The organism is Stenotrophomonas sp. Steno-Z10-HUANG (assembly GCF_056393075.1).
The window spans coordinates 128,995-155,119 of record NZ_JBWJPA010000004.1; the positions used below are offsets into that span (position 1 = coordinate 128,995).

Here is a 26,125-nt window from a genome sequence, read left to right on the forward strand (position 1 = left end):
CCATGACAGCTTTCGACAAAGACCAGGTTTCCCGCTTCCGTTTCGTCCGCTGCGCGTTCGCCGCGGACACCGGCGTGGCGCGGCTGGTGTACGCCTTCGACGACGGTCCGGAGATGACCGAGACCGTCACCGTGCCGGGCGCGCCGTTCCACCTGGACCCGGCGCGTGCGGCGGCGGTGCAGCGCGCGCTGCGGCTGCTGCACCTGGTCGCCGGGGTGAGTTACTACAAGGCGGCGGTGCCGGCGCAGGTGGCCATCGACAGCTACGCCATCGACGCCGCGACCGCGGCGCTGGTGGAAACGGTCTACCTCAACGGCCTGGGCGAGTTCGCCTACCGCAACGGGCTGAACCTGCGCGGCCGCTTCCGGTTGCCGGTGGAGGCGCAGGCCGAACCGGCGGCGCAGCCGCTGGGCCTGCGCGAACACGCCCTGGTCGCCATCGGCGGCGGCAAGGATTCGCTGGTCAGCATCGAGGCGCTGCGCCACGCCGGCGTGGCCGCGACCGTCACCTGGATCGGCGGCTCGCAGCTGATCCGCGCCTGCGCCGAGCGCACCGGCCTGCCGATGCTCAACATCGGCCGCGCGCTGGCGCCGGAGCTGTTCGAACTCAACCGCCAGGGCGCGTGGAACGGCCACATTCCGGTGACCGCGGTGAACTCGGCGATCATGCTGCTGGCGGCGCTGGTGCAGGGCGTGGACCAGGTGGTGTTCTCCAACGAGCGCTCGGCCAGCTACGGCAGCCAGATCGCCGGCACCGGCGAGGTCAATCACCAGTGGTCCAAGGGCTGGGCGTTCGAGAAGGCGTTCGGCGAACACGTGCAGCGGCACGTCGCCGCCGACCTGCATTACTACTCGCTGCTGCGGCCGCTGTCCGAGCTGGCGGTGGCGCGGCAGTTCGCCAGGACCGACTACTACGACGCGCATTTCTCCAGCTGCAACCGCAATTTCCACATCCTCGGCGAGCGCCCGGTGAACCGCTGGTGCGGGGTCTGCCCGAAGTGCCACTTCGTGTTCCTGGCGCTGGCGCCGTTCATGCCCAAGACCCGGTTGGTGCGCATCTTCGGCCGCAACCTGCTCGACGACGGCGACCAGGCCGGCGGCTTCGACGCGCTGCTGGAATTCCAGGACCACAAGCCATTCGAGTGCGTGGGCGAAGGCAGGGAGTCGCGCGCGGCGATGGCTGCCCTGGCCGCGCGCCCGGAATGGAAGGAAGACGTGCTGGTCAAGCGGTTCGCCCAGGTGATCCAGCCGACCCTGGCGGCCGACGAACTGAAGATCGAGCCGCTGCTGGTGATCGACGGCGAGCACCGCATCCCCGCCGCCCTGTGGGAGCGCCTGCGTGCGGATTTCGCAGCTTGAGGGGCAGCGCGTCGCGCTGTGGGGCTGGGGCCGCGAGGGCCGCGCCGCCTTCCACGCGCTGCGCGAACGGCTGCCCGGCCTGGCGTTGACACTGTTCTGCCCCGAGGCCGAAGCCGCGGCCGCGCGCGCTGAAACCGCCGGTGCGCTGCAGGTGCAAAGCGCGGTCAGCGGCGAGGCGCTGGCAGGCTTCGACGTGGTGGTGAAATCGCCCGGCATCAGCCCGTACCGGCCCGAGGCGTTGGCCGCCGCGGCAAGTGGCACGCAGTTCATCGGCGGCACCTCGCTGTGGTTCAGCGAGCACGCGCGCGCCGACGGCACGCTGCCGGACACCGTGTGCGTGACCGGCACCAAGGGCAAGAGCACCACCACCTCGCTGCTGGCGCACCTGCTGCGCGCGGCCGGGCACCGCACCGGGCTGGCCGGCAACATCGGCCTGCCGCTGCTGGAAGTGCTCGACCCGCAACCGGCGCCGGCGTACTGGGCGGTGGAACTGTCCAGCTACCAGACCGGCGAGGTCGCGCGCAGCGGTACGCGGCCGGACGTGGCCATCGTCCTCAACCTGTTTCCCGAGCACCTGGACTGGCACGGCAGCGAGCAGCGCTACATCGACGACAAGCTGTCGCTGGTGACCGGCGGCCACCCGCGGGTGGCGGTACTCAACGCCGCCGATCCGCACCTGCGCGCGCTGCAGCTGCCGCACAGCCAGGTGGTGTGGTTCAACCAGGCCGAGGGCTGGCACATGGTCGGCGAGGTGGTGCACCGCGGCGCGCAGCCGGTCTTCGATACCTCCGACACGCCGCTGCCGGGCCGCCACAACCGCGGCAACCTGTGCGCGGTGCTGGCGGCGCTGGAAGCGCTGGGGCTGGACGCGGTGGCGCTGGCGCCGGCGGTGCGCGGCTTCCGCCCGCTGCCCAACCGCCTGCAGCTGCTGGGCGAGCGCGACGGCCTGCGCTGGGTCAACGACTCGATCAGCACCACGCCGCATGCCTCGCTGGCGGCGCTGGACTGCTTCGCCGGGCAGCGCATCGCACTGCTGGTCGGCGGCCACGACCGCGGCCTGGACTGGCACGACTTCGCCGCGCACATGCGCGACCATGCGCCGCTGGAAATCATCACCATGGGCGGCAACGGGCCGCGCATCCATGCGCTGCTGCAGCCGCTGGCCGGCGAAGGCCGCTTCGGCCTGCATGCCGCCGCCGACCTGCCGCACGCGGTCGCGCTGGCGCGGGCCGCGCTCGGGGAGCAGGGCGGGGTGGTGCTGCTGTCGCCGGGCGCGCCGAGCTTCGGCGCCTACCGCGACTACGTGGCGCGCGGCCGCCACTTCGCCGAACTGGCCGGCTTCGACCCGGACAGCATCAGCGCGATCCCGGGGCTGGGGGTCGGCTGACGGCGCGTATCCGGGCGGGGTCGGGGGTTGCCGGGTGCCGGCCCATGGGCGTGGGCCGGGCCCGTGCTTTCGCTGAGTGGCGCCGTGCGCGGCGACCCCCGACCCCGGGGAGGCCGGAGTACAGGGCAAAGGGGGCGGCACGCGCCGTTCATGCCGCATGAGGCATAGACTCGCCGCATTCCCCAGACGGAGTGACTCCCATGCGAACCGTGCGCAAGTGGCAGGTGGCGTTGCTGGTGGCGTGTGCGTCGGCGGCACTGCCGGCGCTGGCGAAGATGCAGCAGCGGCCGGTGGAGTGGCAGCTGGACGGCGCCCGCTACAGCGGCGTGCTGGTCTTCGATGACGACGGCGACGCGCGTCGCCCGGGCGTGGTGATGGTGCCGAACTGGCGCGGGGTGAACGCGTCGGCGATCGAGAAGGCCGGGCGCATCGCCGGCGACGACTACGTGGTGCTGGTGGCCGACGTCTACGGCAGCGCGGTGCGGCCGAAGGACGACGCCGAAGCCGCCGCGGCCTCCAGGCCGCTGCGTGAAAACCGCGAGCTGTTGCGTGCGCGCGCCCGCGCCGCGCTGGACGCGCTCAAGGCCCAGGCCGGCAAGGCGCCGCTGGACGCCTCGCGCATCGCTGCGGTGGGCTTCTGCTTTGGCGGCAGCACGGTGCTGGAAATGGCGCGTGCGGGCATGCCGCTGGCGGGTGTGGTGAGCCTGCACGGCGGCCTGTCCACGCCCAGCCCGGCCGCCGCCGGGAGCGGCAAGGTGCCGATGCTGGTGCTCAACGGCGCCGCCGACCGCGGGGTGACGGCCGGCGATATCGCCGCGTTCGGCGCGGAAATGGATGCCGCCGGCGCCGACTGGCAGTTCGTCAATTTCAGCGGTGCGGTGCACTGCTTCGCCGAGGCCGACGCCAACAGCCCGCCGGGCTGCGTGTACGACCCGCGCGCGGCCAGGCGCGCGTGGAAGATGATGGACAGCTTCCTGGAAGAGCGCCTGGGCGATTGAGCGCCGGGGCCGGCGCGGGCGCGGCGTCCGTTGCAGGCGGGGGCGGACGCCGCGCCCGGAACCGGCAACGCATCGCGCCTGCCGCTGGCGGTCGCCGGCCTGCAGCCGCGCGGCCGCCTAGGCGCGGGGGACGTGGCTGCGTGCGGCCGCGATGGCGCCGGCGATCGCCGCGCGCGCCTGCGGGCTGTTGCGCCAGCAGCTGCTGCCCAGCATTGCCGCGGCCTGGCCGACGATGTCGCCGGGCTCGGCCTGCGCCAGTTGCCGCAGGGTGTGGAAACCCAGTTGTTCCAGCCGTGCCACCACGGTGGCGCCGACGCCTTTCACCGCCAGCAGCGCGGCGCGCTCCTCGTCGTTGAAATGCCGCGCGGACGTCATCGGCTCAGTGGCTGCGTTCGACCGCGTAGCGGGCCAGGCCGCGCAGGGCGGCGACGGCATCGCTCTCGGGCAGGCCATCGAGCGCGCGCTCGGCGGCGTCGGCGTACTCGACCGCGCGCTGGCGGCTGTATTCCAGGCCACCGGTGGCGCGGATGGCGGCCAGCACCTCGGGCATGGCGTCGGCATCGCCCTCCTGCACGATCGCGCGCAGGCGCTCGCGCACGGCCGCGTCCGAATGCGCCATGGCATGGATCAGCGGCAGCGTGGCCTTGCCCTCGGCCAGGTCGTCGCCCAGGTTCTTGCCCAGCTCCTCGGCGTTGGCCGAGTAGTCCAGCACGTCGTCGGCGATCTGGAACGCATAGCCCAGCGCCATGCCGTAGTCGTACAGCTGCCGCTGCACCGCCTCGCCGGCACCGCTGGCCAGCGCGCCCAGGCGGGTACCGGCGGCGAACAGCACCGCGGTCTTGCGCTCGATCACCCGCAGGTAGGCCGCTTCGTCGGTATCCGGGTTGTGGACATGCAGCAGCTGCAGCACCTCGCCTTCGGCGATGCGGTTGGTGGTATCGGCCAGGATGCGCATGACCGGCATGCGGTCCAGCTCGACCATCAGCTGGAAGCTGCGCGAATACAGGAAGTCGCCGACCAGCACGCTGGGCGCGTTGCCCCACAGCGCGTTGGCGGTGCTGCGGCCACGGCGCAGGTCCGACTCGTCGACCACGTCGTCGTGCAGCAGGGTCGAGGTGTGGATGAACTCGATGATCGCCGCCAGCTGGTGGTGCTCGGGCCCGGCGCCGCCGGCGGCATGCCCGGCCAGCATCACCAGCATCGGCCGCAGGCGCTTGCCGCCGGCGGAAATGATGTGGTCGGCGATCTGGTTGATCAGCACCACATCGGACGCCAGGCGGTGGCGGATCAGGGCATCGACGGCGGCCATGTCCGGGGCGGCGAGGGTCTGGATGGCGGGCAGGCCCAGCGCGGGGCGGAGGTCTTCGGCGATGCTCATGCGATGGCGTCGGGGGGCGTGGGGCGATTATAGGCGGTGCCGCCGGTGACCGGGCGCCGCCGCCGGCACGCGCGTGAATACGTATGCACTGCGCGCCATGGCTCCGGTGCCGCCGCTAAGCTGGCGTGGTTCATCCATGCCCGGCCGCGGGCACGCACAAGCCCGGAGGGGCGCTCGATGTCGAACACTCCCTGGTGGCGGGGCGCCGTCATCTACCAGATCTATCCGCGCAGCTTCCTGGACACCAACGGCGATGGCGTCGGTGACCTGCCGGGCATCATCGACCGGCTCGACTACATCGCCTCGCTGGGCGTGGATGCGATCTGGGTATCGCCGTTCTTCCGCTCGCCGATGGCCGATTTCGGCTACGACATCGCCGACCAGCGCGACGTCGACCCGCTGTTCGGCACGCTGGACGACTTCGACCGGCTGCTGGCCAGGGCGCATGCGCTGGGCCTGAAGGTGATGATCGACCAGGTGTTCAGCCACACCTCCGACCAGCACCCGTGGTTCCGCGAGAGCCGGCAGAGCCGCGACAACCCCAGGGCCGACTGGTACGTGTGGGCCGATGCGCGCGAAGACGGCACCCCGCCCAACAACTGGCTGTCGATCTTCGGCGGGGTGGCCTGGAAGTGGGAGCCGCGCCGGCGCCAGTATTACCTGCACAACTTCCTGTCGTCGCAGCCGGACCTGAATTTCCACAACCCGGCGGTGCAGCAGGCCACGCTGGACTACGTGAAGTTCTGGCTGGACCGTGGCGTCGACGGCTTCCGCCTGGATTCGATCAATTTCTGTTTCCACGACGCGCAGCTGCGCGACAACCCGGCCAAGCCGGAGAGCGAGCGCGTGGGCCGTGGCTTCAGCCCGGACAACCCGTACGCCTTCCAGTACCACTACTACAACAACACCCGGCCGGAGAACGTCGGTTTCCTCGAGCGCCTGCGCGCGCTGCTGGACCAGTACCCGGGCGCGGTGGCGCTGGGCGAGATTTCCTCGGAGGATTCGCTGGCGACCACCGCCGAGTACACCGCGCCGGGCCGCCTGCACATGGGCTACAGCTTCGAGCTGCTGGTGGACGACTACAGTGCCGGCTACATCCGCGCCACGGTGGAGAAGCTGGAGGCGACCATGCGCGACGGCTGGCCGTGCTGGGCGGTGTCCAACCACGACGTGCAGCGCGCGGTGACCCGCTGGGGGGGCCACCCGGCCGACCCGGCGATGGCCAGGATGCTGGTCGCGTTGGTGTGCTCGCTGCGCGGCTCGGTGTGCATCTACCAGGGCGAGGAACTGGGCCTGGGCGAAGCCGACGTGCCGTTCGAGGCATTGCGCGACCCCTACGGCATCACCTTCTGGCCGAACTTCAAGGGCCGCGACGGCTGCCGTACGCCGATGCCGTGGACCGGCGGCGAGCTGGCCGGCTTCAGCACGGCCAGGCCATGGCTGCCGATCCCGGCCGAGCACCGCGCGTTGTCGGTGCAGGCGCAGGAGGCCGCGCCCGATTCGGTGCTCAATGCGTTCCGCGCGTTCCTGGCCTGGCGTCATGCCCAGCCGGCGCTGACCGGCGGTGCGATCCGCTTCCTCGACAGCGCCGAGCCGGTGCTGATGTTCGAGCGCACGCGGGACGGGCAGACGCTGCTGCTGGCCTTCAACCTGTCGGCGGCACCGGTGCGGCATCCGCTGCCGGCTGGTTCGTGGCAGCCGCTGGCGATGCCCGGCCCGGATGCAGGGCGCATCGAGGCCGGCGAACTGCTGTTGCCCGCGCACGCGGTGTACTGCGCACGGCGCGGCTGAGCGTTGCAACCCGCGACGCGGCCTGCAGGGGCGGAGAGCGATCTCCGCCCCTGCTGCGTTGTGCGTCGCCTGCGCGCGCAACGCAGTGTGTGCCGCCAGGCACCGGCCATCGTGCGCCGCATGCGCTCCGGCGCCGCGGAGCGGCGAGGAACCATGGCGGGGCGCTGGCCCGCTGCGGCGTGCAACGCGCGTCCCGGTGCCGATGGACCGCGATGCCCTCGCGCATGGGCGGCGTGCCGGCACGTCCCCGGCCGCGGGCGTCATCGGCCCGTGGGAAACAGTACGGTGTCGGCCACATCGCGATGCGACGACCGGTTGCCAGCGCCACCGGACAGGGACGCGGCGTGACCCCTCCGGCCGTTGCCAGGGTGGGGCGTCGCGGGTGCAGCCGGGGGCGGCCGCGGGGCGGCCTCGAGCGCCGGGATGGTGGCCGGGGCGCCGGCCGCGCGCATGAAAAAACCCGCTGCCGGGGCAGCGGGTCCGGTGTGCGGCTGAAACCGACGGCTCAGAACTTGTAGTTCACCCCGATCTGGTAGCTGCGGCCCCATTCCACGGTCTCCAGCGGACGGTCCTTGCTGCCGGCATAGGTTTCGTACCTGGAGTTGGTCAGGTTGCTGGCCTGCAGGTACAGGCTCAACCCGCTGAACATCGTGTCGCTGCCGAAGCTGTAGCCCAGCTGCGCGTCCAGCACGTTCTCGCCCTTGACGTAGCGCAGGGTGCGGTTGCCGTTGAAGTTGCCGATCTCGCCGATGAAGTCCGAGCGCTTGCGCTGGTTCAGGCGTACTTCGAAACCGTCGTTCTCGTAATAGGCGGTGAAGTTGTACACGCGCTTGGACAGGCCCGGCAGCATGATCGGGGCGCTGCCGACGCTGGAGACGGCGCCCGGATCCGGCGGGATGGTGATGCTGCTGTCGTTGAAGCTGGCGCTTGCGACCACGCCGAAGCCGCGCAGCGCGTCGGCGAACAGGTCCAGCGGCAGCGAGGCGGTCAGTTCCATGCCGCGCAGGCTGCCACCGCTGCCGTTGAACGGCGCGGTGTAGGTGCCGGTCGTCTGCGCCGGTGCCTGGAGCTGGGCTTCGTTGGCCGGGATCTTCAGCCACTCGGCGACCTGGCTGGTGAAGTCGTAGCCATCGCGCTTTTCGGTATAGATGTAGGTTTTCAGGTCCTTGTAGAACACCGCGGCGGCCACATAGGCCTTGTTGCCGAAGTACTTTTCCCAGGACAGGTCCACCGCGTTGGCCAGCCATGGCTTCAGCTGCGGGTTGCCGCCACTGGCGCCGGGTTTGCCCTGGCCGGTGTCCATGCCGAATTCCATCGACGCGCGCATCTCGTCCACCCGCGGGCGCGCCACCTGGCGGGCCAGGGCGAAGCGCACGGTGTTCTCGGCCGGCAGTTCGAACGCCAGGTTCATGCTCGGCAGGAGCTTGGAGTACTTGCTGCCCTCGTGGATCGGGATCACCTGGTTGCCGACCGGCTGCGAACCGTCCCAGTAGTTGGAGTGCGAGGACTGGTCCACGTGCTGGCCCTGCAGGCCGATGTTGCCGCGCACCGGGATCGAGCCGATCTGGGTGCTGATGTTGGCGCGCAGGAACAGCGTGGCGATCTCCTCGTCCACCGTCCACTGCTTGGGAATCAGGTAGCTCTCGGTGGTGGTGGGCTTGAACACCATGTACTTGGCGACCGCGGCCGGGACGTTCCAGGCCGGGATGCGGCCGGCGCCGGCGAAGCCCAGGTCGACCGGCGCGTACTGCAGGTCGGCGGCGATGCTGGTGATGCCCTGCGCGCCCAGGTTGATGTTGCCTTCGGCCTGGGTCTTGTCCTTGCTGCGGTCGGCGTAGTTGGCACCCACGTCGATATCGCTGAACCAGCCCAGGGCGTCCGGCGCCGGGAAGTTGAGCGCCAGCTTGAAGCCCTTCAGCTCGTCGTCCACATGCGGGGTCTTGCCGTAGCCCGAGCCGTAGATGGTGTTGGTCAGGAACAGCTTGCCGGCATCGGAATAATCCCGCCCCGGGGTGAACCGCGGGAAGTTGCCGCCGGCGAAATCCAGGCGCACCGAATCCAGCCGTGGGGCCGGCAGCAGCTGCAGGTTGTTCTCCAGGTTGGTCTCGTCGCGCACCGCCTTGGACCAGCTGACGTCCGCGACCAGGCGCACCTCGCCGAAGGTGAATTCGTTGTTCCAGCCGAAAGCCTTGATGCTGTCCTCGCGGTAGTTGTACATGCCGCGCACCAGCGGGTAGACGTTGTGCGCCACGCCGCTGACGAAGCTGCCGTCGCGGGTCACCGCGTCGGTCAGGTACAGCGGGTCGTAGCCACCGTTGTAGCCACCCAGGTGGATTTCCAGCTGGTTGGCGGTGTCGTATTCCTTGGCCTTGGTGTAGAACGCATCGAGCGTGCTGGTCCAGGCATTGTTGGGGCGGAACTGCACGGTGGCCATCACGCCGTCGCGCTTGGCGTTGCCGGTGCGGCGCAGCGCCTTGATGCCGTCGGAGTAGAACGTGTAGGCGGGGACGCCGGGGCGGTTCAACGGCGTTCCGTCGTCGTTGCGGTCCTTCCACGGTTCGTACAGGCCGACCTGGTTCTCCTGTTTGGGCATGTCCGAGTGCGAGTAGCCGATGGCCAGGCCGATGGTGTCGTCGGCGAACTTGTCCACGAAGCTGACGTTGAAGCGGTTGCCGTAGGGGTCGACGCCGGCGGCTTCGCCCAGCGAGTTCTTCTGGTAGCGGCCGCTGACGGCGATCACCCGGTCGCCATAGCTGAGCGGGCGCACGGTCTGCATGTCCAGGGTGCCGGACAGGCCCTGGCCGACCAGGCCGGCGTCGGGGGTCTTGTACACGGTCACGCCGCTGATCAGCTCGGACGGATACTGGTCGAATTCCACGCTGCGGTTATCACCGGTGCTGACCATCTCGCGGCCGTTGAGCAGGGTGGTGGCGAAGTCGGGCGACAATCCGCGCACGCTGATCACCTGGGCGCGGCCGGCCACGCGCTGCGCGGCCAGGCCGGGCAGGCGGGCGATCGATTCGGCGATGCTCACGTCCGGCAGCTTGCCGATGTCCTCGGCCGAGACCGCTTCGACGATCGAGGTGGCATCGCGCTTGACCGAGATCGCGCTCTCGATGCCGCGGCGGATGCCGGTGACGGTGACCGTGTCCAGGTCCACGGCGTCGGCTTTCTTCTGGCCGTCGTCGGCGGTGCTCTGCGCGTAGGCGCCACTGGCCTGCAGCGCCAGCGCGGACGCGAGCGCCACGCTCAACAGGTTGCGCTTGGTGTTCAACATTCTCCCCTCTCCCAGGTGATGTCGTTTGGTTGTTCGGTGCCTGCACCGGAGCGGTTTGCGGGCGTTCGTCGCCGTTGCGATGCGCTCGGGTTGCGACTGCCATGCATGGTAATCAGCGGGCAACGTCGTGGAATCGGCCTGCATACGTATTCAATGCGCCGACAAGCGGCGCGTCCGCCGGGATTGCGCATGACAACGATGGCAACGGCGCCACGAGGCGCCGTCGGCCATGCGCAGTCGCGGTAGGAGATGCCGGGCGTGCCCGGCATGAGGCGGCCGAACAGCCATGCCGCGCAGGCCCCGCACCCACGGCGCAATCAATCCAGCGGCACGAAGCGGATCGCGGTGCCGCCGCCGGGTGCGAGCTTCAGCACGATGCGGTCGCCGCTGCCGACCTCCCGGGTCTCGCGGGCGAAGGCGAAGGGCTGGTCGCGCCAGTTGGCGCCGTCGCCGTCGCGGTAGATCTCGGCGCGGTAGCGGCGGCCCGGCTCCAGGAACGACAACGGTGTATCCAGTTCGCGCGGCTGGTCGTCGCCGACGCTGCCCAGGAACCATTCGCCGCTGCCGCGCGCCCTGCGCGCGATGGTCGCGAACTGCCCGACTTCGCCGTCGAGCACATGGCTTTGCTCCCAGTCCACCGCCACGTCGCGGATGAACTGGAAGGCATCGGGATGCTGCGCGTAGTGTTCGGGCAGGTCGGCCACCATCTGGATCGGGCTGTACAGCACCACGTACAGCGCCAGCTGCTTGGCCAGGGTGCTGCGCAGCGGCAGGCCGTTGCGGCCCTTCAGGCTGACGATGCCCGGGGTGAAGTCCATCGGCCCGGCCAGCATGCGCGTGAACACCAGCGTGGCTTCGTGTTCCGGCGGGTTCGGCGGCGCGCCCCAGGCGTTGTACTCCATGCCGCGCGCGCCTTCGCGCGAGACCCAGTTGGGCCAGGTGCGGCGCAGGCCGGTGTCCTTGATCGGTTCGTGCGCGTTGACCGCGATGTGCCGCCGCGCCGCCTGCTGGACCACGCGCAGGTGGTGGTTGCTCATCCACTGGCCCTCGTGCCACTCGCGCACCACCGGGCCACCGGCGTGGTCCTGGCGCTGGATGTCGCCGGCGTCGCAGACGTAACCGGTCTTGACCACGTCCACGCCGTTGCGCGCGTACATCTCGAGCGCGGCCGGCAACTGCCGCTCGTAATGGCTGACCGCGCAGGCGGTCTCGTGGTGGCCGACCAGGTGCACGCCCTTGCCGGCGGCGTAGCTGGCCAGCCCCGGCAGGTCGAAATCGGCGGTGGCACGGGTGAAGTCGAAGCCCCAGCCGTTGGCGAACCAGTTGCCGTCCCAGCCGGGGTTCCAGCCTTCTACCAGCACCCCGCGGAAGCCGTTGGCGGCGGCGAAGTCGATGTAGCGCCGGGTGTTGGCGGTGGTGGCGCCGTGCCGGGGGCCGGTGGCCCAGGTCTCGGTCTCCAGGTGCAGCGACCACCACACGCCGACGTACTTGGCCGGCGTGAACCAGCTCACGTCGCCGATGGCATTGGGCTCGTTGAGGTTGAGCACCAGGCTGGATTCGGCCAGGTCGCCGGCGCGCTCGCCGACCTGGATCGTGCGCCACGGCGTACTGAACGGCAGCGCACGCACCACCGCGGCGTCGCCACTGCCGGGCGTGAGCGCGGCGCGCAGCACGTCGCCGTCGCCGCGGGCCAGGTTCATGCCCGCGTAGTCCAGCAGCGCGGCCTCGTGGATGGCCACATGCAGGCCGCTGTCATCGCGCAGGGTCAGCGGAGTCTGCGCGGTGCCGATCTCGCGCAGCGGGGTGTGGCGGTACAGGTATTCCTCGCGGTTCCATTCGAACGCCGGGATCCACCAGGCGCTCGCGGCGCGGGCGAGCGCGAACTCGGTCAGCTCGGCGCGGATGCGCGCCTCGCCCATCGCCGCCTGCCGCGGGAACTCGTAGCGGAAGCCGACGCCGTCGTCGTAGACGCGGAACACCACGTCGAAACGGCGCCCGGGATGGGCCGCGTCCACCGGCTTCTCGGCGAAGCGGGCGCGCAGTTCGTTGTAGTGGTTGCGGGTCAGGCGGCGCTCGCCCCACGGCTGCTCCCAGGTCTCGTCGAAACTGCGGCGCGACTGCCCGACCAGTTCGAGGTTGCGTTCCAGGCGCCCGTCGCCGAGCAGGAAGCCCAGCCGCGACGGGGCGATCACCGCCTGGCCCCGGCGTTCCACCCGGTAGGCGATGCGTCCTTCGTGCTGCGCTTCAAGGACGACGGCGAGCACGTCGCCGGGCGAGGCGATGCGCGCCAGGTCCGCCGCCCGGGCGACGGGCAGGCAGGCCAGCAGCAGGAGCAAGGCGAGGGTGATGCGGTGCGGGAACGGGCAGGGGCGTGGCAGGACCATGACGGGTATCGGCTCCGGAGCACGGGGGCGGCAGGCAGGTGCCACCACTATTCCAGTTGGTGCACAGCGTCATCGGCGGCAGCGGCATTGAATACGTATGCACCGGCGGTGCGCATCGCGCGGGCGGCCTCTACCATGGCCCGGCCGCCGTGGCGGCGTACATCGCATCCGTGATTCCCGGAGGGGGGAAGCGCTTGATGAAAAGCAAACCGCAGCTGTCGTTCTGGCAGATCTGGAACATGTGTTTCGGGTTCCTCGGCATCCAGTTCGGCTTCGCGCTGCAGAACGCCAATGCCAGCCGCATCTTCGAGACGCTGGGTGCGTCGATGGAGGCGGTGCCGGGGCTGTGGATCGCCGCGCCGCTGACCGGCCTGCTGGTGCAGCCGGTGGTGGGCTACCTGTCCGACCGCACCTGGACGCGCTGGGGCCGGCGGCGGCCGTTCTTCATGCTCGGTGCGGTGTTGACCACGCTGGCGCTGCTGGTGATGCCGAATTCGCCGACGCTGTGGATCGCCGCCGGCACGCTGTGGGTGCTGGATGCCTCGATCAACGTGTCGATGGAGCCGTTCCGCGCCTTCGTCGGTGACCAGCTGGCGCCGCGCCAGCGCCCGGCCGGCTATGCGATGCAGAGCTTCTTCATCGGCGTCGGCGCGATCATCGCCAGTCTGCTGCCGTATCTGCTGGCGCGCTGGGGCGTGGCCAACACCGCCGCGCCGCGCGAGGTGCCGGACACGGTGCGCTATGCGTTCTACTTCGGTGCGGTGGTGCTGCTGGCGGCGATCGCGTGGACGGTGTTCAGTACCCGCGAGTACCCGCCGGCGGAGCTGGCCGCGTTCGACGACGCCGAGCCGCCCGCCGCGCACCGGGTGGCCGCGCCCGGCGGCGCGCCGCCATGGGCGCAGGTCGCCACGTGGCTGCTGCTCGGTACCGCGCTCGCGCTGTTGATCGGCTGGCGCCAGGGCGACCGCATGCTGTACGTGCTGGCCGGCCTGTGCATCGCCTACGGCGTGCTGCTGGCGCTTGCGCGGCTGCTGCCCGGCACCCACATGCTGGCGGCCATCGTCGGCGACCTGCGCGCGATGCCGGCCACCATGCGGCGGCTGGCGTGGGTGCAGTTCTTCTCGTGGTTCGCGCTGTTCGCGATGTGGATCTACACCACCGCGGCGGTGGCCGGCACCCATTTCGGTTCCACCGATCCGCAGTCGGCCGCCTACAACGAAGGCGCCAACTGGGTCGGCGTGCTGTTCGGCGCCTACAACGGCTTCGCCGCGCTGGCGGCGCTGGCCATCCCGGCCATGGTGCGGGTGCTGGGCCTGCGCTGGAGCCACCTGCTCAACCTGTGGCTGGGCGGCGCCGGGCTGGTGTCGCTGATGTTCATCGGCGACCCGAAGTGGCTGCTGCTGTCGATGGTCGGGGTCGGTTTCGCCTGGGCCTCGATCCTGTCGCTGCCGTACGCGCTGCTGTCCGACAGCGTGCCGGCGTCGAAGATGGGCGTGTACATGGGTATCTTCAATTTCTTCATCGTGATCCCGCAGCTGGTGGCCGCCAGCGCGCTCGGCTTCGCCCTGCGCACCTGGCTGGGCGGCATGCCGATGCACGTGCTGGTGCTGGGCGGCTGCAGCCTGTTCGTGGCCGGCCTGTGCGTGCTGCGGGTGCCGTCCCGTCCGGAGGTGGTGTGATGCGCGTGCGTCTGTCGATGGCCGGCCTGGCGCCGGCGCTTTCCCTTGCCCTGCTGGCCGGCGCCGCCGCGGCCGCACCGCGCCCGGACTACGTCGGCACCACCGAGCCGTTCGCCGGCGACGCGGTGTACTTCGTGGTCACCGACCGCTTCGTCAATGGCGACCCGGCCAACGACCAGCGCGAGCAGGGCGGCGCGCACCCGACCTTCGACATCCCGGTGCATTGCGCGGACGGTATCGACGGCAACATCGGCTACCTCGGCGGCGATTTCCGCGGCGTGCTCGACAATGCGCGGTACATCCGCAACCTCGGCTTCGGCGCGGTGTGGATCACGCCGATCGTCGACAACCCCGACCAGGCGTTCACCGGCAGCCGCCCGGTCACCTGCAACAGCAGCCTGACCGACCGCGGCAAGACCGGCTACCACGGTTACTGGGGCATCAATTTCTACCGGCTGGACGAACACCTGCCCAGCGCGGACCTGGATTTTTCCGGCCTTACCCGCGGCCTGCACGATGCCGGCCTGAAGGTGGTGCTGGACATCGTCGGCAACCACGGCTCGCCGGCCTGGACCATGCCGGTGCTGCAGCCGCAGTTCGGCCAGATCTTCGACCGGGACGGAAAGCTGATTGCCGACCACCAGAACCTGCCGCCGCAGCAACTGGACCCGAAGCACAACCCGCTGCATGCCTTCTACAACGCCATCGGCCCGGTCGACGGCGAAAAGGGGTCGATCTTCGACGGCAACCTGGCCGAGCTGTCCGATTTCAACCAGGACAACCCGGCGGTGATGGACTACCTGGTCGGCGCCTACCTGCAGTGGACCGCGCAGGGCGTGGACGCGCTGCGCATCGACACCATCGGCTGGCTGCCGCACCGGTGGTGGCATGCGTTCGTGCAGCGCATCCGCGCCGCGCACCCGGGCATGTTCATGTTCGGCGAGGCCTTCGACTACGACGCCGCGCGCATCGCCGAACACACCTGGCCGGCCAACGCCAACGTCAGCGTGCTCGATTTCCCGCTGCGCGGCGCGCTGGCGGCGGTGTTCGGCAGGGAAGGCCAGGGCTACGAAACCCTGGCCGGACCGCTGCACCTGGACGGCGGCCCGTACGCCAACCCGTACGCGCTGATGACGTTCTACGACAACCACGACATGGCGCGGCTGGACGCCAGCGATGCCGGTTTCATCGACGCGCACAACTGGCTGTTCACTGCGCGCGGCATCCCGGTGCTCTATTACGGCTCGGAAACCGGCTTCATGCGCGGCCGCGCCGAACATGCCGGCAACCGCGCCTACTTCGGCCAGGAGCGTATCGACGCGGCGCCGCGCAGCCCCATCTTCGCCCCGCTGCAGCGCATTGCGCGCCTGCGCCAGGCTACCCCGGCGCTGCAGCGCGGCCTGCAGGTCAACGAACGCCTGCAGGGCGACCAGGCGGTGTTCTACCGCGTGCTGCAGCACGGCGGCACCGCGCAGACCGCACTGGTGCTGCTCAACAAGGGCGACACCGCGCAGGCCTTCGAAGTGCGCCGCTACCTGCAGGCCGGCACCTGGCGTGACGCGCTCGAGGGTGGCACGCAGGCGGTGCGCGACGTGCTGCGGGCGATGGTGCCGGCGCACGCGGTCAAGGTGTTCGTGCTCGACGCCGAGGTGCGGCAGCCGGCACTGCAGGCGCGGCTGGACGCGGCGATGGCCGACCAGGCCGCACGCGACGCGCGCCTGGCGCGCTGACACCGCGCGCGCGAACGTCGCCCCCGCCAGCGCACACGCCCTGGTCGATGGCGCCGCGGCGGTACAATTCCCGGCCCCCCCGATGCCGCACGCCATGGACACGCTTGCCCCGCAGAACCCGCTCGAAACGCTGCTCAAGGCCGCCATGGACGGGACGTTGCCGATCAGGGCGTTCATGCAGGCGTTCGTCGCCTCGGAGGTGGTGCTGCTCACCGGCAGCCTGGTCACCCCCGATGGCAGCGGCTTTGATCCGCTGCTGTTCGACAAGCAGGGCGTGCTGCACGTGGCGGTGTTCACCGACATGGCGCGGGTCGGCATCCATGCCCAGCAGGCGCCGCACACGCTGCGCTGGCTGATGCTGGACGTGCTGCGCCGGGTACCGGGCGGCTACGGCGTGGTGGTGAACCCGGGCACGCCGCTGGGCTTCGAAGTGGCGCCATCGGGCGTGGGCGAACTGCTGCGGGATTTCGGCTGACCCCATGCATGCGGGGCTGGCCCCGCCTCGGGCGTCAGCGGGAAAGCGCCATGCGCGGCAAGGCCCGCAGCTACATGCGCGAGGATTCGCGCACCGCCAGCCTGACCGCGATGCTCTGGCTGTCCACCGGCGCGCCGGCGATCAGCGCCAGCAGCTTCTCCACCAGAAGGTGCCCGGCCAGCTTGGTGTCCTGCTGCACCGTGGTCAGCGCCGGCGATACCGAGGCCGCCAGCGGAATGTCGTCGAAGCCGGTGACCGCCACGTCCTGCGGTATGCGCAGGCCGTGCTCGCGCAGCGCGCGCAGTGCGCCGATGGCGATCAGGTCGCTGGCCGCGCATACCGCGTCGAAACGCTGCCCGCCGGCCAGCAGCGCGGCGCAGGCGGCGTGGCCGGACTCCTCGGTGGTGATGGCGTCGTGCTGTAGGCCCGGCTCCGGTTCCAGGCCGCGCGCGCGCAGCGCCTGCGCATGGCCGCGGTAGCGTTCCTGGAATTCCGGGTAATGGCTGGAGGCGTGGCCGAGGAAGGCGATGCGGCGCCGGCCCTGGTCGAGCAGGTGCGCGGTGATGTCGAAGCCGCCCTGGAAGTTGTCGCTGCCCACCGATACCCCGGGCTGGCCGGGCAGGGCCGCGCCCCAGCGCACGAAATGGGTGCCCTGTTCGACCAGGCGCCGCAGCCGTTCGACCGATTGGTGGTAGTCGCCATAGCCGAGCAGGATGATGCCGTCGGCCTTGTTGCTGTCCTCGAAATCGGCGTGCCAGTCGCTGGACAGCTGCTGGAACGACACCAGCAGGTCCTGTCCCTTCAACGCGCAGGCGCGGGTGATCGAGCCCAGCATCGAGTGGAAGAACGGGTTGATCAGCGAGTCGTCCGGGGTCGGGTCCTCGAAGAACAGCAGTGCCAGCGTGCCGGACTGCTGGCAGCGCAGGCTGGACGCGTTCTTGTCCACCTTGTAGTTGAGCTGGCGGGCGATCTCCAGGATGCGCCGGCGGGTGTCGGCGTTGACCATCGGGCTGCCGCGCAGGGCGCGCGACACGGTCGGCTGCGAAACGCCGGCCATGTGCGCGATATCCAGTGACGTGGCTTTGCCCTTGATGACCATCATGACCGGCAAGGTGAAGGTGCCGGCCATCATGCCACGTGGCGGCGGCAACCGTGCCGCCGCCACGGATCAACGCAGCGCCGTGGCGCCGGTCCGCCGGCAGACCTCGGCCAGCGCGTCCTGCAGCCGCCGCGCGCGTTCGAAGTCGTGCAGGTCGGGGTCGTGTTCCAGCACGTGCGCGTCGTGCCACTGGAACGCTTCGGCGCCGTGCAGGTTCCAGGCCTGCTGCAGGCGCAGGTGCGGGTGGTTGCCCAGGCGCAGGGTGAACCACAGCCGGTTGCCGATGGTGGACAGGTCGTTGGCCGGTCCGGCCCAGCTTTCGCCGCTGGCGGTGCAGCGCACGTGGTAGATGCCGCTGCGGGTCGCGCGGCGTTTGTAGTCGGCGATCTGCTGCCGGCGCTGGTGCTTGTCCATGGGGGCTGGGGTCTGGCGGGAGGCTGATATTGCCCGGGTAAAAATGAAATGGCAATATTACCCGGGTCAAATATGGAGCCGTTGCATGAACGATCCCCTGAAGGCGCCCCACGCCCTGTTCGACGGCAGCCGGCTGCTGGTCCGCGGCGCGCTGCGCGACGTGGCGCGGGAGGCTGCCGCGCGCGCGGGCACTGGTGCGCACGGGCGCCCGCTGCTGGTGCTGGACGACCGCACCGGGCAGAGCGTGGACCTGGACCTGCACGGCGATGCCGCGCAGGTGCTGGAACGGCTGCGCGTGCGCTTCGCGGTTGCGGACGGGAGCGGAAAATCCCTGCCCAGGGAGCGCGGGCGCCCGCGGCTGGGCGTGGTGGCGCGCGAAGTCACCCTGCTGCCGCGCCACTGGGAATGGCTGGCGGCGCAGCCCGGCGGGGCCTCGGCGGCCCTGCGCCGGCTGGTCGAGCAGGCGCGCCGGGAGGACGAGGGGGCTGGCGACCTGCGCCAGCGCCGCGAGGCGCAGTACCAGGCGATGCGGGTGCTGGCCGGGGACCTGCCAGGCTTCGAGGAGGCCAGCCGCGCGCTGTTCGCGGGCGACACTGCCGCCCTTGCCATGCACTTCCGGCAATGGCCTGCCGATGTAGGCAACTACCTCGCCAGCCTGTCGGTGCACGACGCCGGCTGAGCCGGCAGGGTGGGCGGGAACGGGATGGGTTGCTACCATCCCATGTCCCGTTCCCTCCCGGCACCTGCACCGGGACCCACGGATGCCGGCTGCAGCCGGCACATACCCCGGCACACAACGCAAAGAGCGAATCCCATGGCCCGCGGCATCAACAAAGTCATCCTGGTCGGCAACCTCGGCAACGACCCGGACGTGAAGTACACCCAGAGCGGCATGGCCGTGACCCGCATCAGCCTGGCCACCACCAGCGTGCGCAAGGACCGCGACGGCAACAACCAGGAGCGCACCGAATGGCACCGCGTGGTGTTCTTCGGCAAGCTCGGCGAGATCGCCGGCGAGTACCTGCGCAAGGGCTCGCAGGTCTACGTCGAAGGCGAGATCCGCTACGACAAGTTCACCGGGCAGGACGGCGTGGAGAAGTACACCACCGACATCGTCGCCAACGAGATGCAGATGCTCGGCGGCCGTGGCGAGGGTGGCGGCGGTGGTGGCGGTTACGGCGGCGGTGAGCGCCCGCAGCGCCAGTCGGCCCCGCGCCCGCAGGGCGGTGGCTATGGCAACCAGGACCAGGGCGGCGGCGGTTACGGCCAGCGCCCGCAGCGGCAGGCGCCCGCGCAGCAGCCGGCCCCGCCGCCGATGGACGACTTCGCCGACGACGATATTCCGTTCTGATGCCGCGGCGGTAGATCGCCTGGTACTCCTGGAAAAGCCCTCGCTGCCGAGGGCTTTTTCTTTTTCATCTGCCCTGCGCCGCGCGCTGCGGCGCGGCGTCATTCCGTCATTCAGACACCGTGGCCGCCCGCGCGATGCGTCGCGCCTGCTCCGCGCCCTTGCGCTCGCTGTAGCGGTCCACCAGATGCTCGCCGTGGCCGCGCACCAGCAGGGTGAACTTCATCAGTTCCTCCATCACGTCCACCACCCGGTCGTAGTACGGCGAGGGCTTCATGCGGCCGTCGTCGTCGAACTCCTGCCAGGCCTTGGCCACCGAGGACTGGTTGGGGATGGTGAGCATGCGCATCCAGCGGCCCAGCACGAGCAGGGTGTTGACCACGTTGAACGACTGCGAGCCGCCGCTGACCTGCATCACCGCCAGGGTCTTGCCCTGGGTCGGCCGCACGCTGCCGTCTTCCAGTGGCAGCCAGTCGATCTGGTTCTTGAACACGCCGGTGACGGTGCCGTGGCGCTCGGGCGACACCCAGACCTGGCCTTCGGACCACTGCGACCACTCGCGCAGTTGCTGCACCTTCGGATGCTGCCTGTCCACGCTGTCCAGCATGGGCAGGTCGTGCGGATCGAACACCCGGGTCTCGGCACCGAGGTACTGCAGGATGCGCTCGGCTTCCCGCGCCAGCTTGCGGCTGAACGACTGCGGCCGCAGCGAGCCATGCAGCAACAGGATGCGGGGCCGATGCCGGTCGTCGGAACCCGCGGGTTCGTGCATGGGCGCGGGAAGCAGGCCGGTATCCAGATAGGTGGGGAGGTCGAAGGAGGATTGTTCGGGCTTGATAATTCGATTATTCTAGAAAAATGGAAACGAATGATGCAATCGCTGCCCTGACCGCGCTGGGACATGCGACCCGGCTGGCGGCCTTCCGTCTGCTGGTCGAGGCCGGCCCCGACGGACGCGTGGCCGGCGACATCGGCGAGGCGCTGGGTGTTCCCGGTGCAACGCTGTCCTTCCACCTGAAGGAACTGGTGCTTGCCGGCCTGGTGGTGAGCGAAAGCCAAGGCCGATATGTCTGCTACCGCGCCAACTTCCAGGCGATGAACGGTCTGATCCAGTACCTCACCCATAACTGCTGTGCCGGTTCGCCCGGTGCCGCATGCGCGCCGGCGAACGCGCCGGCCTGCGGCTGCTGAGCGCGCGGCCGGTCACCACCGCGCCCTGTCTTTCCCCACACGACACCCCCGCCCATGACCCACAACGTGCTTTTCCTGTGTACCGGCAACAGTGCCCGCAGCGTCCTGGCCGAAGCCACGCTGCGGGCGTGGGCCGGCAGCCGTTTCATGGCATTCAGCGCCGGCAGCCGGCCCACTGGCACGGTGAACCCGTTCGCCCTTGCCCAGCTGCGGGCCGAGGGGATTGCCACTGCCGGGCTGCGCAGCAAGTCCTGGGACGAATTCACCACAGCGGACGCGCCGCGCATGGACCTGGTGGTGACCGTGTGCGACGCGGCCGCGGCGGAGACCTGCCCGGTGGTATTCGGCGATTTCCTGCGCACCCATTGGGGGTTGCCCGACCCGGCAGCGGCCGATGGCAGCGATGACCACAAGCGTGCCGCGTTCAAGCAGGCCCATCGTGTCATCCAGGCCCGGCTGAAGGCCTTGCTCGCACTTCCGGCTGCGCTCTGGCACGACCGTGCCGGGCTCCAGGCCGCGCTCGACGGCATCGGCGCGATCGGCGCCGGGGACGGCGCCGGTGAGTGACGCGGCGCCACGCATGGGCTTCTTCGAGCGCTACCTGACCCTGTGGGTGGCGCTCTGCATCGTGGTGGGCACGTTGCTGGGCCACCAGTTGCCTTCCGTTTTCGTGCGCCTGGGCAGCATCGAATGGGCGCAGGTGAACCTGCCGGTGGCCGCGCTCATCTGGGTGATGATCGTGCCCATGCTGATGAAGGTGGATTTCGGCGCGCTGCGCCAGGTCGGCCGGCACTGGCGCGGTATCGGCACCACGCTGTTCATCAACTGGGCGGTGAAGCCGTTTTCGATGGCCCTGCTGGGCTGGTTGTTCCTGCGCCACGTGTTCGGACCATGGTTGCCGGCCGACCAGGTGGATTCCTACATCGCCGGCCTGATCCTGCTGGCGGCTGCGCCGTGCACCGCGATGGTGTTCGTGTGGAGCAACCTGTGCCGCGGCGACGCGGCGTTCACCCTCAGCCAGGTGGCCTTGAACGACGCCATCATGGTGGTGGCGTTCGCGCCGCTGGTCGCGCTGCTGCTCGGCATTTCCTCGATCACCGTGCCATGGGCCACGCTGGCCATCTCCGTGGGGCTGTACATCGTGGTGCCGGTGATCATCGCCACGTGCCTGCGCGCCTGGGTGATGCGCAAGGGCGGACAGGCCCGGCTCGACCGCTGGCTGGCCCGGCTCGGCCCGCTGTCGCTGGCGGCGCTGCTGCTGATGCTGGTGCTGCTGTTCGGCTTCCAGGGCCGGCAGATCCTGGCGCAGCCGCTGGTCATCGCGATGCTGGCGGTGCCCATCCTGATCCAGGTCTACTTCAATTCGGGGCTGGCGTACCTGCTGAACCGCAAGCTGGGCGTGGCCCATTGCGTGGCCGGTCCGTCGGCGCTGATCGGCGCCAGCAACTTCTTCGAACTGGCGGTGGCCACCGCGGTGAGCGTGTTCGGCGTGCATTCGGGGGCGGCGCTGGCAACAGTGGTCGGCGTGCTGGTCGAGGTGCCGGTGATGCTGTCGGTGGTCCACATCGTCAACCGGTCGCGGGACTGGTACGAACGACCGGCCGCGCACTGAGGCGCAGCCCAGGCCGTGGCCCGGGCGCGCGCCGCCGCGCCCAGAATGGGGATTTCCCCCGATGCGCCGGCCTCGTTCCGGCGCCAGCATCACGGGTGCCGTCGCCGCCGGAGCGGGCCGCGGCCGGGACGCGTGACCGCAGCCGCAGGGCTTGCTGTACCGTGCCGCCATGTCCCCGTGTCCTGCTGGAGATAGTCGAATGATGAAGCGCTGGTCCCTCCTGCTGCTCGCCCTGGCCGCCGCCGGCGCCGCATCCGCCACGCCCGCCGCCGAACAGCGGCCGCGTGCGCGCGAGGCGGGCGTGGTCATCGGCACGCTGCCGGTCGGGCCGCGCAACGCGATCACCGACGTGGCCGGGGTCGGCGTCGGCCATGCCACGCTGCGCGAGGGCACGCGCCTGCACACCGGGGTCACCGCGATCCTGCCGCACGCCGGCAACCCGTACCGGCAGCGGGTGCCGGCGGCGATCGTGGTCGGCAACGGCTACGGCAAGCTGGCCGGCATCACCCAGGTGCAGGAACTGGGCGAACTGGAAACCCCGATCCTGCTGACCGGCACGCTGAGCACCTGGAAGGTCGCCGACGCGGCGGTGGACTGGCTGCTGCGCCAGCCGGGCATGGAGCAGGTGCGCTCGATCAACCCGGTGGTGGGCGAAACCAACGATGGTTACCTCAGCGACATCCGCGCGCGCCCGCTGACCCCGGCGCTGGTGGAGCGCGCGCTGACCACGGTGTCGCGCGCCGAGGTCGAGGAGGGCGATGTCGGCGCCGGCGCCGGCACGGTCGCGTTCGGCTGGAAGGGCGGCATCGGCACCAGTTCGCGGCGGTTGCCCGCGGCCGATGGCGGTTACACGGTCGGGGTGCTGGTGCAGAGCAATTTCGGCGGCGAACTCACCATCGCCGGGGTGCCGGTGTGGAAGGTATTGCCGGATCCGGCGGCGCATGCGCGCAGCGTCGCGGTGCCGCCGCCGAGCACCGGCGACGGCAGCATCATGATGGTGGTGGCCACCGATGCCCCGCTGGACGCGGCGCAGTTGCAGCGGCTGGCGAAGCGCGCGCTGGTCGGGCTGGCGCGCACCGGCTCGGTCATGTCCAACGGCTCGGGCGATTACGTCATCGCGTTCTCGACCGCCAGCGAGAACCTGCGCGACCCTGAGGTGGCGGTGCAGCCGGCGCGCAGCGTGGCCGGCGAAGCCATGTCACCGCTGTTCCAGGCCGCCGCCGAGGCGACCGAGGAAGCCATCGTCAACTCGCTGTTCCGCGCGCACACCGTGCACGGGCACCGCGGCACCGCCGCGGCGCTGCCGCTGGCGCCGGTGCTGGAAGCGGTACGACGCGCGCAGGCGGCAGCGGCGCCGCGCTGAAGCGTGCGCCGGGGCCCGCCGCGGCGTGCGGCGGCGGGTGGTCGCGACGGTGCCGCCGCCACAGCGGCCACGCTGACCAGACAGCCCTGCCTGCCCGTTGAATGGCGTCATCCCGCCGCCGGCACGGCGCCGGTGGTCCGGCGATGCGCACCGCGCGCGCCGGGTCCGTCGAGGCCGGTCCGGGGTGGTGATCGCGCCATGCGCCGGGCGCGGGTTGTTCAGTCCGTCGGCCGCGGCTCGAACGGCCGCATGCGTCGGCGGCTCAGTTCAGCAGCCGCGCCAACTGCGTGCGGTTGCTCACGTTCAACTTGCGGAAGATCGAGCTGATCTGCGATTCGATGGTCTTGCGCGAACGGCACAGGCGCTCGGCGATGGCGTCGTTGCGCAGCCCCGAGGCAACCAGCCCGGCGACCTTGCGCTCGCTCGGCGACAGGCACGTGAGCAGGGGCAGGCTGCGCGCGGCAGCGGCGTCGCCGGCGTCGTCGCCCTCGCCATCGGCAGCCAAGATCAGCAGGTGCTGGGCGTGGCGGAATGAATTGCCGGGCGCCGAACTGATCTCCACGCGCAGGGACTGCGTCGGGCGCTGCGGATGCGCCACGGTGAAAGTGGCGCGCTGGCCGGCTGCCGCCGCCGTGCCCGCGGCGTCCTCCATCCAGCGCCGCAGCGGCAGTTCGATCGCACGCGGCAGGCAACCGTCGCGTTCCGTATCGGTGCTCCAGCGCCGGCAGATGCGCTTGGCCTCGCGCGACATGTACGACGGCACCAGGTTGCCGTCCACCAGCAACGCGGCCAGCGGCAGCGCGTACAGCAGGTCCTCCACGGCCTTGTGCCGCAGCCGGTCGGATTCGAGCATGCGTACCCGCTGCAGGCTGGCGTCCAGCAACGGATACAGCTCGGCCAGGAACGCCAGCTCGGCGTCGGACAGCTCGGTATGGGCGGTGAGGATGCGGATGCTCAGTACCGCTTCCAGCCGGGTGCCGTCCCAGAACGCCAGGTGGATGAACTCGCGCCAGCCCGGCGCCGGGTTCTGCGCCTTGAGCCGCTCCGGCGCCAGCGCGTCCTGCGAGGCAATCTGCGAGAACGTGTACCAGCGGATCCGCGGATTGGCGTCCAGGTAGGGCGCGGCGACTTCCAGGCTGGTCACCAGGCGCGCCCCGTCGTCGCCGGCGGTGGCCAGGTGATGCCGGCCCTGCAGCGGCTGGTAGCCGTCGATGTCGAACAGCAAGCTGCACGAATGGCACGGCAGGGCGGCGTTGATCAGTGTCGCGCATGCCTGCCACAGCGACGCCATGTCCAGCGCCTTCACCAGCGCCGCGCGCGCGGACGCCAGGCCATCGGCGCGCGCGCAGGGTGGGGCATCGAGCATCAGCATGGCGTCTCCGGAAGGGCGCGGGCGGCGCGCGGCATCGTGGCTATGTAGCAGTGGCCCGTAGCGCTGGCAAGCGCCGCGCGCCGGCCGCGGCCGGCCGTGGCAGCTGGCCGGGAATATGCGGGTTTTTCCCGATTCGGGGCGTTCCCCGGTATGGTCGAATGGCGACGATCAGTTCCGGCCCGGGCAAAGGTGGCGACCATGCATTACACGAACGAACGGCAACAGGTGGGAAGCGAGGCCAGGCCATGAGCGCGGCCGCCGGCAGGGTGATCCTGCACATGCCCTACCTGTTGTTCCTGGGCGAGGAAACCAACCCGCTGAAGGCCAAGACCGCCTTCGGCCTGCGCGACTGGAGCGCACCGGACTGCATCGGCCAGACGCGGTTGCCCGGCGGCACCATCGACCTCGGCCTGGCGGAGCTGGACCCGGCCGCCGCGGCCGCGGCCGGCGCACGCTCGCTGGTGATCGGCGTGACCCCGGTCGGCGGGCGCATTCCCGCGCATTGGAGCCCGCTGTTGATCGCCGCGGTGGAGGCGGGCCTGGACATCGTCAGCGGCCTGCACACGCCGCTGGAATCGGTGCCCGGCCTGGCACAGGCGGCGCTGCGTTCGGGCGTGCGCCTGGTGGACGTGCGCCGGCCGCCGGACAACCTGCCGCGCGCCACCGGCAAGCGGCGCAGCGGCAAGCGCGTGGCCATGGTCGGTACCGACTGCGCGCTGGGCAAGAAATACACCGCGCTGGCGCTGGCGCGGGCGATGCGCGGGCAGGGCATCGATGCCGATTTCCGCGCCACCGGCCAGACCGGCATCATGATCGCCGGCGCCGGCATCGCGGTGGACGCGGTGATCGCCGATTTCATCGCCGGCGCGGCCGAGTGCATTTCGCCCGACGCCGCGCCCGACCACTGGGACCTGATCGAAGGCCAGGGCTCGCTGTTCCACCCGGCCTATGCCGGGGTGACCCTGGGCCTGCTGCACGGTTCGCAGGCCGACGGCCTGGTGCTGTGCCACGACCCGCTGCGCACGCACCTGGTCAGCTGGCCGGATTACCCGGTGCCGGGGCTGGCGGCGGCGCGCGACCTGTACCTGCAGGCCGCGCGCCTGACCAACCCCGCTGCGCGCCTGGTCGGGGTGAGCCTGAATACCTCGGCGCTGGATGCCGCCGCCGCGCAGGAGGCCCTGGAGCGTGCCGAGCGGGAGCTGGGCGTGCCCGCTTTCGACCCGATGCGCAGCGACCTGGGCCGGGTGCTCGCCTCGATCATGGGTTGAG

General features: G+C 70.6%; 22 protein-coding genes. 14 read left to right on the forward strand and 8 right to left on the reverse strand.

The annotated features are described in order from the left end of the window. Nucleotides 1-2: 2 nt before the first annotated feature. From murL to AC06E6_RS07515, 3 genes are all read left to right on the forward strand, one after another. On the forward strand, nt 3-1,358 hold the full coding sequence (murL, locus tag AC06E6_RS07505) for a UDP-N-acetyl-alpha-D-muramoyl-L-alanyl-L-glutamate epimerase (RefSeq protein WP_240211635.1): 1,356 nt from the start codon (nt 3-5) through the stop codon (nt 1,356-1,358). Continuing rightward, nucleotides 1,339-2,745 (forward strand): UDP-N-acetylmuramoyl-L-alanine--D-glutamate ligase, encoded by a 1,407-nt coding sequence (gene murD / locus AC06E6_RS07510; protein ID WP_161615048.1) that lies wholly within the window; start codon nt 1,339-1,341, stop codon nt 2,743-2,745. Before murL ends, murD begins: the two co-directional genes overlap by 20 nt. A 200-nt stretch (nt 2,746-2,945) precedes the next feature. Continuing rightward, nucleotides 2,946-3,743, forward strand: a complete 798-nt coding sequence (locus tag AC06E6_RS07515) for a dienelactone hydrolase family protein (protein WP_240211634.1) — start codon at nt 2,946-2,948, stop codon at nt 3,741-3,743. Between the two features lie 117 nt (nt 3,744-3,860). On the opposite strand, the gene AC06E6_RS07520 is transcribed toward AC06E6_RS07515, so the two are convergent. After that, on the reverse strand, nt 3,861-4,118 hold the full coding sequence (locus AC06E6_RS07520) for a helix-hairpin-helix domain-containing protein (RefSeq protein ID WP_240211633.1): 258 nt from the start codon (nt 4,116-4,118) through the stop codon (nt 3,861-3,863). Nucleotides 4,119-4,122: 4 nt separating this feature from the next. Further along, nucleotides 4,123-5,121: a polyprenyl synthetase family protein gene (locus tag AC06E6_RS07525; RefSeq protein WP_104938314.1), complete on the reverse strand. Its 999-nt coding sequence runs from the start codon at nt 5,119-5,121 to the stop codon at nt 4,123-4,125. Nucleotides 5,122-5,298: 177 nt separating this feature from the next. Between AC06E6_RS07525 and AC06E6_RS07530 the strand changes: the two genes are divergently transcribed. Further along, entirely contained in the window at nt 5,299-6,912 is a 1,614-nt protein-coding gene (locus AC06E6_RS07530) for an alpha-glucosidase (RefSeq protein WP_478060765.1), read from the forward strand. Nucleotides 6,913-7,417: 505 nt separating this feature from the next. On the opposite strand, the gene AC06E6_RS07535 is transcribed toward AC06E6_RS07530, so the two are convergent. Next, nucleotides 7,418-10,189: a TonB-dependent receptor gene (locus AC06E6_RS07535; RefSeq protein ID WP_478060766.1), complete on the reverse strand. Its 2,772-nt coding sequence runs from the start codon at nt 10,187-10,189 to the stop codon at nt 7,418-7,420. 317 nt (nt 10,190-10,506) lie between these two features. Then, nucleotides 10,507-12,573, reverse strand: a complete 2,067-nt coding sequence (locus tag AC06E6_RS07540; RefSeq protein ID WP_240211630.1) for a glycoside hydrolase family 97 protein — start codon at nt 12,571-12,573, stop codon at nt 10,507-10,509. 197 nt (nt 12,574-12,770) lie between these two features. Between AC06E6_RS07540 and AC06E6_RS07545 the strand changes: the two genes are divergently transcribed. The 3 genes from AC06E6_RS07545 to AC06E6_RS07555 all read left to right on the forward strand — a co-directional run bounded on the left by AC06E6_RS07545 (nt 12,771) and on the right by AC06E6_RS07555 (nt 16,457). Then, nucleotides 12,771-14,252 (forward strand): MFS transporter, encoded by a 1,482-nt coding sequence (locus tag AC06E6_RS07545; protein ID WP_478060768.1) that lies wholly within the window; start codon nt 12,771-12,773, stop codon nt 14,250-14,252. Next, nucleotides 14,252-15,982, forward strand: coding sequence for an alpha-amylase family glycosyl hydrolase (locus AC06E6_RS07550; protein WP_478060770.1), 1,731 nt, complete (start codon nt 14,252-14,254; stop codon nt 15,980-15,982). The genes AC06E6_RS07545 and AC06E6_RS07550 overlap by 1 nt, the downstream gene beginning before the upstream one ends. A 94-nt stretch (nt 15,983-16,076) precedes the next feature. Next, nucleotides 16,077-16,457, forward strand: a complete 381-nt coding sequence (locus AC06E6_RS07555) for an SseB family protein (RefSeq protein WP_240211628.1) — start codon at nt 16,077-16,079, stop codon at nt 16,455-16,457. Nucleotides 16,458-16,527: 70 nt separating this feature from the next. Here the strand turns inward: AC06E6_RS07555 and AC06E6_RS07560 are convergent, their stop codons facing one another. Both AC06E6_RS07560 and AC06E6_RS07565 read right to left on the reverse strand, forming a co-directional pair. Next, nucleotides 16,528-17,556 (reverse strand): LacI family DNA-binding transcriptional regulator, encoded by a 1,029-nt coding sequence (locus AC06E6_RS07560; protein WP_161615060.1) that lies wholly within the window; start codon nt 17,554-17,556, stop codon nt 16,528-16,530. A 69-nt stretch (nt 17,557-17,625) separates the two neighbouring features. Further along, the gene (locus AC06E6_RS07565) at nt 17,626-17,970 is read right to left on the reverse strand and encodes a GIY-YIG nuclease family protein (RefSeq protein WP_478060771.1); all 345 of its coding nucleotides are present in this window, start codon (nt 17,968-17,970) and stop codon (nt 17,626-17,628) included. 85 nt (nt 17,971-18,055) lie between these two features. Here AC06E6_RS07565 and AC06E6_RS07570 point away from each other — a divergent pair, with 85 nt between their 5' ends. Continuing rightward, the gene (locus AC06E6_RS07570) at nt 18,056-18,649 is read left to right on the forward strand and encodes a DUF2239 family protein (protein ID WP_478060772.1); all 594 of its coding nucleotides are present in this window, start codon (nt 18,056-18,058) and stop codon (nt 18,647-18,649) included. A gap of 135 nt (nt 18,650-18,784) precedes the next feature. Beyond that, the gene (locus AC06E6_RS07575) at nt 18,785-19,321 is read left to right on the forward strand and encodes a single-stranded DNA-binding protein (RefSeq protein ID WP_104938320.1); all 537 of its coding nucleotides are present in this window, start codon (nt 18,785-18,787) and stop codon (nt 19,319-19,321) included. Nucleotides 19,322-19,427: 106 nt separating this feature from the next. Here the strand turns inward: AC06E6_RS07575 and arsH are convergent, their stop codons facing one another. After that, on the reverse strand, nt 19,428-20,090 hold the full coding sequence (gene arsH / locus AC06E6_RS07580; protein ID WP_478060773.1) for an arsenical resistance protein ArsH: 663 nt from the start codon (nt 20,088-20,090) through the stop codon (nt 19,428-19,430). Between the two features lie 86 nt (nt 20,091-20,176). Here arsH and AC06E6_RS07585 point away from each other — a divergent pair, with 86 nt between their 5' ends. From AC06E6_RS07585 to AC06E6_RS07600, 4 genes are all read left to right on the forward strand, one after another. Then, entirely contained in the window at nt 20,177-20,509 is a 333-nt protein-coding gene (locus AC06E6_RS07585) for an ArsR/SmtB family transcription factor (protein ID WP_478060775.1), read from the forward strand. Nucleotides 20,510-20,563: 54 nt separating this feature from the next. Then, nucleotides 20,564-21,076 carry an arsenate reductase ArsC gene (locus AC06E6_RS07590; RefSeq protein ID WP_478060776.1) on the forward strand — a complete coding sequence of 171 codons (513 nt, stop codon included), beginning with the start codon at nt 20,564-20,566 and terminating at the stop codon, nt 21,074-21,076. A gap of 13 nt (nt 21,077-21,089) precedes the next feature. Continuing rightward, complete coding sequence (gene arsB, locus AC06E6_RS07595; protein WP_478060952.1) at nt 21,090-22,121, forward strand: ACR3 family arsenite efflux transporter; 1,032 nt, start codon at nt 21,090-21,092, stop codon at nt 22,119-22,121. Between the two features lie 202 nt (nt 22,122-22,323). Further along, nucleotides 22,324-23,484: a P1 family peptidase gene (locus AC06E6_RS07600; RefSeq protein WP_478060778.1), complete on the forward strand. Its 1,161-nt coding sequence runs from the start codon at nt 22,324-22,326 to the stop codon at nt 23,482-23,484. A gap of 262 nt (nt 23,485-23,746) precedes the next feature. On the opposite strand, the gene AC06E6_RS07605 is transcribed toward AC06E6_RS07600, so the two are convergent. Further along, nucleotides 23,747-24,856: a helix-turn-helix transcriptional regulator gene (locus AC06E6_RS07605; protein ID WP_313229370.1), complete on the reverse strand. Its 1,110-nt coding sequence runs from the start codon at nt 24,854-24,856 to the stop codon at nt 23,747-23,749. A gap of 245 nt (nt 24,857-25,101) precedes the next feature. Between AC06E6_RS07605 and AC06E6_RS07610 the strand changes: the two genes are divergently transcribed. Beyond that, nucleotides 25,102-26,124 carry an N-acetyltransferase DgcN family protein gene (locus AC06E6_RS07610; protein WP_478060780.1) on the forward strand — a complete coding sequence of 341 codons (1,023 nt, stop codon included), beginning with the start codon at nt 25,102-25,104 and terminating at the stop codon, nt 26,122-26,124. Nucleotide 26,125: the final 1 nt, after the last annotated feature.